The organism is Pseudomonas neuropathica, from assembly GCF_015461835.1.
Lineage (GTDB): Bacteria > Pseudomonadota > Gammaproteobacteria > Pseudomonadales > Pseudomonadaceae > Aquipseudomonas > Aquipseudomonas neuropathica.
In genome coordinates, this window is the sequence record NZ_JACOPX010000032.1 from 1 (window position 1) to 10,877 (window position 10,877).

Below are 10,877 nucleotides of genomic sequence, written 5' to 3' on the forward strand. Positions count from 1 at the left end.
TCCATTGGGGACTCTTGTTTCCAGGGCATGGTCAGCACCTCCTGACCATGATTGATACCTGTAAACCATGTCCCCGGTCTCAAACGTAAAGGATGTACCCGGTCTTTACCCACCCCAGCCCTCTCCCCCAGGGGGGGCGAGGGGGAAAGGGAGCAGATCTTCGCGCTGTTCAAACCTGAGTTCGACTCGATATCTCAGGTCGATGTATCAAGCCCAGACACCTCGGTCAGTCCCCTCTCCCTCCGGGAGAGGGCTAGGGTGAGGGTAAGCCCTTAAAACCTTGACCCAGGTTCGGAAAGAAAGACCAACTCTTCAGCCGTAGACTCCCGCCCCAACACCGCATTGCGATGCGGAAACCGGCCAAACCGCGCAATCACTTTCTGATGCCGCTCGGCATAGTCCAGGTTATCGGCAAACACCGCCCGCTCACCTTCCGGCTGTTCAGCCACCAACTCAATAAATCTGGAAACCGCCTCGTTCTGCACCGCAAGATTCTCGCAGTGCTCAAACACCAGATAAATAAACACACGCTGGATCGGTTTCAACTGCCGATCGAAATCAGCCGCAATACCTTGGGCGACGAGTTTCTGCGCGCGCAGATCACCGGAAAACGCTTTGGGAGTGTCGCGAAAGATCATTCGCGGCAATTGATCAAGCAACAGCACCACGGCCAGCCAACCTTCGGGACGTTGCGTCCACGCGGTCAATTCGCCGGCCAGGGCCTGATCGACAAAGACCCCGAAACGCGTCTGCGCTTCGAGGTCTTGGCTGTCTCGCTTACCGAACCACAACTTGCCCTTGTCAGCCGAGATCTCGTCCGGTGATTCGGCGTGTCCGAACCACCAATCGAGCAACGGCTGCCAAGGCGCGGTCATGGTTTATTCCTTGTGGTAGGCCGTAGCGCGGGCGACTTCTTCTTTCGAACCGAGGAACACCGCTACACGCTGGTGCAGGCCTTCTGGCTGAATGTCGAGGATGCGCTGGTGACCGTCGGTGGACGCGCCGCCCGCCTGTTCCACCAGGAACGACATCGGGTTGGCTTCGTACATCAGACGCAGTTTGCCTGGCTTGGAAGGCTCACGGCTGTCACGTGGGTACATGAACAGACCGCCACGGGTCAGGATGCGGTGTACGTCGGCCACCATCGCCGCGACCCAGCGCATGTTGTAGTTTTTCTTCAGCGGACCGTCTTCACCAGCCAGCAACTCGCCAACGTAACGTTGTACCGGGGCTTCCCAGTGACGCTGGTTGGACATGTTGATCGCAAATTCCTGGGTCGATTCAGGAATGGTGATGTCTTCGTGGGTCAGCACGAAGCTGCCCATTTCGCGGTCGAGGGTGAAGCCTTTGACGCCGTCGCCCAGGGTCAGTACCAGCATGGTTTGCGGGCCGTAGATCGCGTAACCGGCGGCAACCTGCTGGGTGCCTGGCTGCAGGAAGGCTTTCTCGTTCAGCGGCTCGTTCTGGCTCAGGTATTCGTTCGGGCAACGCAGTACCGAGAAGATGGTGCCGACCGGGGCGTTGATGTCGATGTTCGACGAGCCGTCCAGTGGGTCGAATACCAGCAGGTACGCGCCTTTCGGGTATTTGCCCGGGATCTGATAGGCGTTGTCCATTTCTTCGGACGCCATGCCGGCCAGGTGACCGCCCCATTCGTTGGCTTCGAGCAGGATCTCGTTGGAGATCACGTCGAGTTTCTTCTGCACTTCGCCTTGGACGTTTTCAGTGCCCATGCTGCCCAGAACACCACCCAGGGCGCCTTTGGACACGGCGTGGCTGATTTCTTTGCAAGCACGCGCGACCACTTCGATCAGGAAACGCAGATCGGCAGGAGTGTTATTGCTGCGGGTCTGCTCAATCAAATAGCGACTCAGGGTAACGCGGGACATGGACGGCTCCGGTGGAATGGGGGGCTAAAAACCCGCGCAGTTTACAGGGAGTCTGAAAACGTAGCGAGCGAAGACGCCCGGTAACGTGCGTTGGGGTGTAATTGCCTGTATGAGACGTGATTGTCGGTGGAGAGTTCAGGTAGCGGGTTTAGCGTAGACGGGTTCGGGACGGGTGGTGGCTAAGTGAAGCGGCAGTTTGAGTATTTTTATTGGCTGACAGGCCGCTATCGCGAGCAGGCTCACTCCTACAGTTGATCGCATTCCATCTGGAGAAATGCAATCAACTGTAGGAGTGAGCCTGCTCGCGATCGGGTGCGCAGCACCCGCCTTTTCAGGATTTTGCAGAAGGCTTGCGCAATAGGCTGAACGCCATCGCCCCGAGAAAAACCACACTTAGCAACAACACCGCCCACAAGCCGATCTTCTTCCAATTGGTCTCAGCCACCGCCGCCGCTGAAGCAGTCGAAGTCTGCGTGACAACCACCTCACCCTGAACCGCAGCCTTATCCAACGCCGCCAGCTTCTCCGGTTTGAAATCCGGAATCAGCGTCGCCAGCGGCAAGTTCGCCGTCTTCACCGTCGCATTGCCCACCGCCAGACTGTACGGCCCCTCGCCGCGCGCGAGGAAAATCACCTGCGTCGCCCGCACCGCATATTTCAGACTCGGCGCCTGCTCACCCAAACCACCGCCACGCTCATCCACGCTCAGTTTCAACTGCTGCACGGTCTGCCCGTAGAGCGGCAATTCGTTCTGCAGCACATCCTGACCATTCTGGGTCAGGCGATAGAGCAAGCCACTGCTCAGCGTCTGCCACGGCAAGCTGCTTTCACGACGACCGGCCAGCGCCACCGGCGCCAGGCTGTTCGGCTGTTTCAATTCAACCTGCACGCGCTCGACATTCAACCCCATCGGCAGTTGCCAGGTGTATTCCCCAGCCTTGGTGCTGCTGCCGGCCAATGCCGGCGACCAGACCAACGGCAGCGGCACATTGCGCGGATCACTGCTTTTCAGTTGTGCCGCCGTCAGGGTCGGCGCCGAATTCGGCGACTCCCACAGCAACCGCACATAACGCGCCGACTGCCCCGGCAGCGTCACTTCGTGCTGCTCGATGCGCTCATCGGAAAAGGTCAGCCGCGCGACCTGCCCCTCGCCCCACGCTTGCCAGTGTTGCAGATCGTCGCTGGCTTCAATGCTGAAGCGCTGGAAGCCGTCGCGCTCGCTAGTCCAGTCGAGGATCAACTGCTGCAACGGCGCCTTGATCGCGCTGGCATCCAGCAGCCAGCCACGGAGCACCTCTTCACCCGCCTCCAACTGACTGGACGGCTGCACCTCGACCAGCGTGCCGTTGGTGGTCGATTGCACGCGCACATTCGGCGCGCGTTCGCTGGCGTCGGCGGCGTTGTACAGCGGGAACCATTTCACCTCATGCAAGCGGCCGTCGTCGCGGGTCTGCGCGGATTCGCGCGCCAAGGCGTAGGCCTGCGCTTCGCCAGCGGCGTTGAACACCCGCAAGTCACTGAGATCAGTCTGGCGTGCCTGCAATTGCACGCTCAACGGCAATTCGAGGCGATACCACGGGCCGTTACCGCTCACCGCCAGCGGTACCTGCGTGGCGAAGTCCGCCGGTTTTTCCTGAGCGCCGGCCGCCATCACCACGCCCAGCGCCAGCCAACCCAGATTTCGCATGCGACTCAAGATGAAACTCCTTCGGTGTCCGGGGCCGGTTTGTCCGCCGCCGGTTCAGCGTCGACGCGTTTGGGCGGCAGTGGCGCGAAATAGCCAACCACCAGCAGCAACACGCCGACACCGATAAACGAGACGATCCGGGCGAGACCGCCACGGTTGCTCAATTCGACAAAAATCAGTTTGGCCACCACCAACGCAATCAGCGCCGCGCCAATCAGCCACACTTCGCGACGATGGCGCAGATGGCCGCCGATCATCAACCCCAGCGCCATCAGCGTCCAGACGATCGACAACCCGGCCTGCACCAGCATTGAGGCGAGCAACGTATCCAGCTCGAACGGGATCCCGGCCCAATGGTGCGCGGCGCGGGTGACCAGCGCTGTGCAGAAGGCGAACAGCGAAACCCCCGCGATCAGTTGCGTAGCGTATTCGGCATAGTCCTGGCGAACCGACAGCTGCGCAACGGCACTGCGCGACCACACATAAACACCAAACAGCGCGAACAGCAGCCCCAACTCCAACGGGTTGAGCAGTGGCGCATAAGGCAGCGGTTCGGCGTTGCCGTCACTGACGCCATTGGCCAGCCAGAACCACGCCAGCATCAACACCGCCAGCGGCGCGGCGGCGTACAAGCGATACTCGCGGGCAAACGCCGCCACTGGCCACGGCCAGGTGCGCGGTGCTGCCGCCAGCAGTAGATAAACGCTAGGTAGAATCGCCCAGCCCAGCCAGCGCCAAGCGTTGTATTGCTCGGACAACAGCAGCAGACCGAAGCGCAACTCCAGCGCCAGCACGCCAATCAGCAGCCAGCAGCCGAGCACATGCGCCGTGCTCAAGGCCCGCGCCGGCAGCATCGGCGCCAAACGTCGCAAGCTGAAGAAATGCACGGCGAACACTGCTGCCCACGCCAGCCAACCGAAATCGGCCGCTGGGTGATAACGCGAATGCCAGGCAGCGAGCAACACCAGACCCGCCGCCGGAATCAGCAAGGTGCCGAGCAAGCCCAGCGCCGGCCATTTCAGGCGCAGCGACAACAGCGTCCACAGCGCCACGCTCAAAGCGGCGACCAGCAGCAACAACGTGCCTTGCAGATTCGGCGCAGCAAAACGCAGCACCTCGCTGACCCACGCCAGCGCCCACCAACCGGCACCCCACACCAGCAGCACTTCGGACAAACGCTGCAGACTCAGCGCATCGAATGCTGAAGCGTGATTGCCCAGTTGCAGGCGCCAGGCACCGATCATCGCAGCCAAGCCCAGTACCAGCGGTGTCCAGAATCCGCCATGGGCCAACGGTTTCAGGCCTTCGCTGGACAGTGGCCCAAGCAACTCGGGGCCGGCCAGCAAAAACGCCGCACCACCAATCAACTGCAACAGCAGACCAAAGATAAAACTTACGCGCTGCTTGAGGTACAGGCTCAGCCAGATGATCAGCAAACCACTCGCGGCCCACACCGCACTCGCCGTTTGCCACGGCAGCACAAACAGCACCGCCAGATTGATCAGCACCAGACCGGCCAACAGCACCACCGACAGACCGCGCAACAGACGCACATCGCCACGCACCATTTCATCGCGAGCCGCCAACAGCATGCCGGCGATCAACGCCAGCCCGATCAACGACGCGCTGAGCAATCCGCTCCAGCCGGCGCTGAACACCGCCGCCGAATCCTCGCCCGCGCCTTGCAGACGCAACAGGAATAACGCACCGCCGAGCAACTGCACGGCAAACGCGCTGAACAGGAACGTGCGCGATTGAATGCGCAGACCGACAAACAGGGTTGCCAACCCGGCCAGCGCCCAACTGATCGCCGTGGCCTGAACGAAGAAGAACAGCGGCGCCAGCAGATAGAGGAAGGTCAGGCCCAGGCACGCCAACACCGGCAAGCCTTGACGCTCCCAAGGCGAGGCTTGTTCCGGCGTGGCCTTGCGCAATTGATAGAAACTGAACAGCAACGCAATGCCGAGCATCAGCGCACCCAGCGGAGCACCGTCAAGCAGACTGCTCTCGCCGACGCGCAACTGACTGAGAAACGCCAACGCCGACCCCAGTTGCAGCAGCAAGGCAAAGGCCCGGGCGAACGGTCGATGCTGACGCAGACCGAGCCAGAAAATCCCCGCGCCTTCCACTGCCCATGCCGCCGAGGTCCAGCGCGCATCCAGTCCAAGCGGAATGGCCAGACTGGCGAAAATCACCCCGAGCGCCAGACAGGTTTCACCCAGCAGTACCGCGCGCCCGCCCATCAATACCTTGGCCAGTGTCATGTAGATCATGCCCAGTGCCAGTGCACTGAATGCTGCTGCAAACTCCAGATGCTGCACCAACGCAAACTGCAATCCGAAGCCAATGATCGGCGGTCCGAACAACATCGTGCCGTCGACGTAATCGCCCTTGCGCGCCGACCAGTGCAGCAATGCTTCGCGATCGCCATCTGCAGGTGCATCGGGCATGTCGAGCAACTTGCGGCGGGCGAACAGCAGGCCGATGGCGAGGTACATCAGGAAGAACAGGATCAGGAACGGCTCGGTACTCCACAACAGTTCCGGCGCATACGAACGCAGGCCCCAGGCGAAGCCGATGCCAAAGGTGCCGACGAAGCCGATCAGGTTGAGTAGACGCCAGGCCTTGAACCAGGCGATGGCAAGAATGCCAGCATTGAGTAGCGCGAAATAGCTGAACAGCGCGACGTGGTTGCCGGCGCCGGTCGAGGTCAGGATCGGCGCGGCAAACCCGCCCAATGCCGCCGCAGCCGCGAGCCCTAAAGCATCCTGAGTGATCGCCAGAATCGCCGAGAACACCGTCACCGCGACCAGCAATCCCAACGCAGCAGACGGATCGAGCAACGGGTGCAGGCGCATCGCCGCAAACACCGTCAGATACAGCACCGCGATCCCGGTGCCTTGCAGCATCAAGGCGTAATTGCTGTTGCGCCGGCGCAGCCACCAACCCAGCGCGAGCAGACCCAACGCTGCCGCCGCGACACCGGCGTAACGCAATTCGATCGGTACGACCATGCCTTCGGTGGCGTAGCGCAGCAGGAACGCCAGCCCGAAGAACAACAACACCACGCCGACCCGCAGCACGGTGTTGCCGCCGAACAGCCAGTTGCGCGCGGCGCTGATGCCGCGTTCGATGAGGTTCGGGCCACGGGGTTCAGCAGGCGCTTGCGGTTCGGACGTAACGGCGTCGAGGCGCCAGACATCGGCGGGCAGCGGTTGACTGATTTCGCTGGCAACGGCGGACAGCGGCTCCAGTTCGGGCGGCAGTTCCCAGACCAGTTCAGATGCTGGAGCTGCTTCTACGACTGTGACTGGTTCAGCAACAGGTTCGGGACCCGGTGGCGGCGCGGCACGAACCGGGGCACCCTCGAGCAGAAACAGGCGCTGTTCGACGCCCTGCAAAGCGACCTTCGCCTGCTCAAGTTGACGTTGCTGCTCCTGCGCCAGCGAGCCAAGCCGAGCGATGCGGATCGTCTGCCCGATCACCAGCCCCAGCAACGCGCCCAATAGCGCATCACTGAACGACTCGTCGAGCAGCCAGCCGAGCACCAGCCCGATCAACATGAACATCCATTGCATGGTCGATATCCCTAAGCAGCCCCAAGACGGGGCGAGTCCGGCGATTGCTTCAGTCTAGGCACAAACCCTTGTAGGAGTGAGCCTGCTCGCGATAGCGGTCTGTCAGTCAACGAAGATGTTGAATGTGATGACGCTATCGCGAGCAGGCTCACTCCTACATTGGATTGGTGGTGACTGGAGCGACCGGTAACCGGCGCTCAGTATATCGATCCGGCCCAACAAACGTTGGGCCTTGCGCAGATTTGTTGCGGAAAGTTACTCCAGTGCTTTCCAGATATCCGTGGCGTACTCGCGAATCGTCCGGTCAGACGAGAACCAGCCCATCCGCGCCGTGTTGAGCACTGCCGAACGCCACCAGTTATTGGCATCGTGCCAATGCGCTTCAACGCGTTTCTGCGCTTCCCAGTAGGAGTCGAAATCGGCACAGACCAGGAAGCGGTCGTAATCCACCAGCGAATCGATCAGCCCGGTGTAGCGCGAGGTGTCATCCGGCGAGAACACCCCACCGCGAATCGCTTGCAGCACATCGTTCAAACGATGCGAAGCGGCAATGTCCGGCAACGCGCTGAACTCGTGGTTCTGTTTGCGCGCCTCCACCTGCTGCGCGCTGAGACCGAAGATAAACATGTGCTCGGCACCGATGCGTTCGCACATTTCCACGTTGGCGCCGTCCAGTGTGCCAATGGTCAGCGCGCCGTTGAGGCCGAACTTCATGTTACTGGTGCCTGATGCTTCGAAGCCGGCAGTGGAAATCTGCTCGGACAAGTCCGCCGCCGGAATGATGCTTTCCGCCAGGCTGACGTTGTAGTTGGGCAGGAACACCACTTTCAGCAGGCCGCGCACGGTCGGGTCGTTGTTCACCACCCGAGCGATGTCGTTCGTCAGTTTGATGATCAGTTTGGCCTGGTGATAACTCGCGGCCGCTTTACCGGCGAAGATCTTCACTCGTGGCACCCAATCGACTTCCGGCTCGGCGCGGATCGCCTGATACAGCGCCACGGTGTGCATCAAGTTGAGCAACTGACGTTTATATTCGTGGATGCGTTTGACCTGCACATCGAACATCGCCGCCGGATTGACCGCGATGCCTAGCCGTTCATGAATCAGATACGCCAGGGCTTTCTTGCTGTGCAGCCGTTGCTCGGCAAAGGCTTTGCGGAATGCGGTTTTCTCGGCGAACGGTTCGAGATCGAGCAGGCGCTCTTCGGGGTTATCCAGCACCTCGGGACCCAGCGAGTCGACCAGCATCGAGGTCAGTTCAGCGTTGGCCTGGAACAGCCAACGGCGGAAGGTAATGCCGTTGGTTTTGTTGTTGATCCGCTCCGGATAGAGCTTGTGCAGTTCGGCAAACACGGTTTTGCGCATCAGTTGCGTATGCAGTCCGGACACACCGTTGACGCTGTGCGAACCGAGGAACGCGAGGTTACCCATGCGCACACGGCGACCGTTGTCTTCTTCGATCAGCGACACCGCGCGCAGCACGTCGAAATCGTGAATGCCTTTGGCGCGCAGCGAGTCGATGTGCTGAGCATTGATCAGATAAATGATCTGCATATGTCGCGGCAGCATGCGTTCCATCAAGCCCACCGGCCAGGTTTCCAGCGCTTCCGGCAGCAACGTGTGGTTGGTGTACGACAGAGTATCGACCGTCACTTGCCACGCCGCATCCCAAGCCACGTCGTAGACGTCGACCAGTTGGCGCATCAATTCGGCGACAGCAATCGAGGGGTGCGTGTCGTTGAGCTGAATCGCCGCGTGATCACCCAGGGTCAGCACCGAGGTGTGCATGTTGCGATGACGGCGCAGCAGATCCTGAAGCGAAGCGGCGACAAAGAAGTATTCCTGACGCAAGCGCAGCTCCTGCCCCGCTTCGGTGCTGTCCGCCGGGTAGAGCACGCGGGAGATACTTTCGGCCCGGGCCACTTCGGCGACAGCGCCCAAGTGGTCACCGGCGTTGAAACGCTCCAGGTGCAAATCTTCCATGGCGCGCGCACGCCAGAGGCGCAGTGTATTGACGCTCGCCCCGCGCCAGCCAACGACCGGCGTGTCATAAGCGATCGCGCGGACAGTTTCTGCCGGCGACCAGACTTGTTTGGACTTGCCGGAGATGTCGGTGACGGTTTCGACGCTGCCGCCGAAGCCGATGGAGTAGACGACCTCTGGCCGCTCGAACTCCCACGGGTTGCCGAAATCCAGCCAATGCTCGGTCTGTTCCTGCTGCCAGCCGTCGACGATGGCCTGGCGGAACAAGCCGTGCTCATACCGAATGCCATAACCGTGGCCGGCGATGCCGAGGGTCGACATGCTTTCCATGAAGCACGCGGCCAGACGACCGAGGCCGCCGTTACCGAGCGCTGCATCAGGTTCCAGCAAACGGATACGCTCCAGGTCGACACCGAGTTCAGTCAGCGCTTCACGGGCGACGTCGAGCAAGCCAAGGTTGCTCAGACTGTCGTAGAGCAAGCGGCCGATGAGGAATTCCAGCGAGAGGTAATACACCCGTTTCTGACCTTTGCGGTAGATCTGCCGGGTGTGGTCCATCCAGTGCTCGACCATATGATCACGCGCCGCCAAAGCGATGGCTTCGAACCAGTCATGGTCGAAGGCGTGGTCGGGGTCTTTGCCCACCGCGTAGGTGAGCTTGGTCAGGACGGCGTCGCGGAATGCGGCCACCTCTGCTTCGCGAACTAGTGGTTCTTGAGTCATCAATAGGACCTCGAGCGAGCGGGAATTGTCTGAGCCTAGACGGTCTGACCGACGGTCGCGGCGCTGGTTCGGCAGTTTTTCCTGAGACGGTGCGATGGCCCGGCATTACCCTGGCGGATGGGCTAATGAATGCAGGGGGCGTGCCGAATTTTCCGGCAAAGTGCCTGCATGGAGAAAAAATCTGGCGAAAGGTTGTTCAAAAATCCACCAGTCCCGGTATGATCGCGCGCCCTGATGCACACACGCCTGGTAACTCCCGATGATGAAGCCCAACCTGATTGCCGCCGCCGAGATCGATCGTCTCGATACGTGGGCGAAATATTCGGCCCCGATGTGCGGTTCCTGCATGTCCAGCTGCTGCACGCTGCCGGTCGAAGTAAAGATCAAGGATCTGGTGCGCATCGGCGTGGTCGACGAATTCGAACTGGGCGATCCGCCGAAGAACATCGCCAAGCGTCTGCAAAAGGAAGGTCTGGTCGAGCGCTTCAATCAGAAGTCCGGCATCTTTACCCTGCAGCGCATGAGCAACAACGATTGCTACTACCTGGATCGTAAGAGCCGCTTGTGCACCATTTATGACAAGCGCCCGGATACCTGCCGCAATCACCCGAAGATCGGACCGCGTCCTGGATATTGCGCTTATAAGCCGAAGGAAGTGGTGCGCGAACAGAATTTCCGCGCGATCGAGAAGTTCTAAAAGCTGACCCTCACCCCAGCCCTCTCCCGGAGGGAGAGGGAGCCGACCGAGGTGTCTTGCGCCTGACATCGACCTGAAAAATATAGTCGATTATAGATTCGGTACAGCCCCACCAAATCGATTATGGATTCAGCAGAATTCTTTCAAGTCGATGCATCTCATGAATATCCCCCATTCGGTCCCCTCTCCCTCTGGGAGAGGGCTAGGGTGGGTAAAGACCGGGTACATCCTTTACGTTTGAGACCGGGGACATGGTTTACAGGTATCAATCATGGTCAGGAGGTGCTGACCATGCCCTGGAAACAAGAGTCCCCAATGGA

6 protein-coding genes are annotated in these 10,877 nt (G+C 60.5%); 1 reads left to right on the top strand and 5 read right to left on the bottom strand.

What is annotated here, in order from left to right; genetic code table 11:
* Positions 1 to 272: 272 nt before the first annotated feature.
* The 5 genes from H8F23_RS28475 to H8F23_RS28495 form a co-directional block, all read right to left on the bottom strand.
* Positions 273 to 875 (bottom strand): DUF924 family protein, encoded by a 603-nt coding sequence (locus tag H8F23_RS28475; protein WP_194936547.1) that lies wholly within the window; start codon positions 873 to 875, stop codon positions 273 to 275.
* Between the two features lie 3 nt (positions 876 to 878).
* Positions 879 to 1,889: a class 1 fructose-bisphosphatase gene (locus H8F23_RS28480; protein WP_194936548.1), complete on the bottom strand. Its 1,011-nt coding sequence runs from the start codon at positions 1,887 to 1,889 to the stop codon at positions 879 to 881.
* 331 nt (positions 1,890 to 2,220) lie between these two features.
* Positions 2,221 to 3,585 carry a DUF3999 domain-containing protein gene (locus tag H8F23_RS28485; RefSeq protein WP_194936549.1) on the bottom strand — a complete coding sequence of 455 codons (1,365 nt, stop codon included), beginning with the start codon at positions 3,583 to 3,585 and terminating at the stop codon, positions 2,221 to 2,223.
* Positions 3,582 to 7,154, bottom strand: a complete 3,573-nt coding sequence (locus tag H8F23_RS28490; protein WP_194936550.1) for a DUF2339 domain-containing protein — start codon at positions 7,152 to 7,154, stop codon at positions 3,582 to 3,584. Before H8F23_RS28490 ends, H8F23_RS28485 begins: the two co-directional genes overlap by 4 nt.
* Positions 7,155 to 7,409: 255 nt before the next feature.
* Positions 7,410 to 9,860, bottom strand: a complete 2,451-nt coding sequence (locus H8F23_RS28495) for a glycogen/starch/alpha-glucan phosphorylase (RefSeq protein WP_194936551.1) — start codon at positions 9,858 to 9,860, stop codon at positions 7,410 to 7,412.
* 259 nt (positions 9,861 to 10,119) lie between these two features.
* Between H8F23_RS28495 and H8F23_RS28500 the strand changes: the two genes are divergently transcribed.
* A complete protein-coding gene (locus H8F23_RS28500) occupies positions 10,120 to 10,557 on the top strand; it encodes a YkgJ family cysteine cluster protein (RefSeq protein ID WP_065615414.1) in 438 nt (145 codons plus the stop codon).
* Positions 10,558 to 10,877 lie beyond the last annotated feature (320 nt).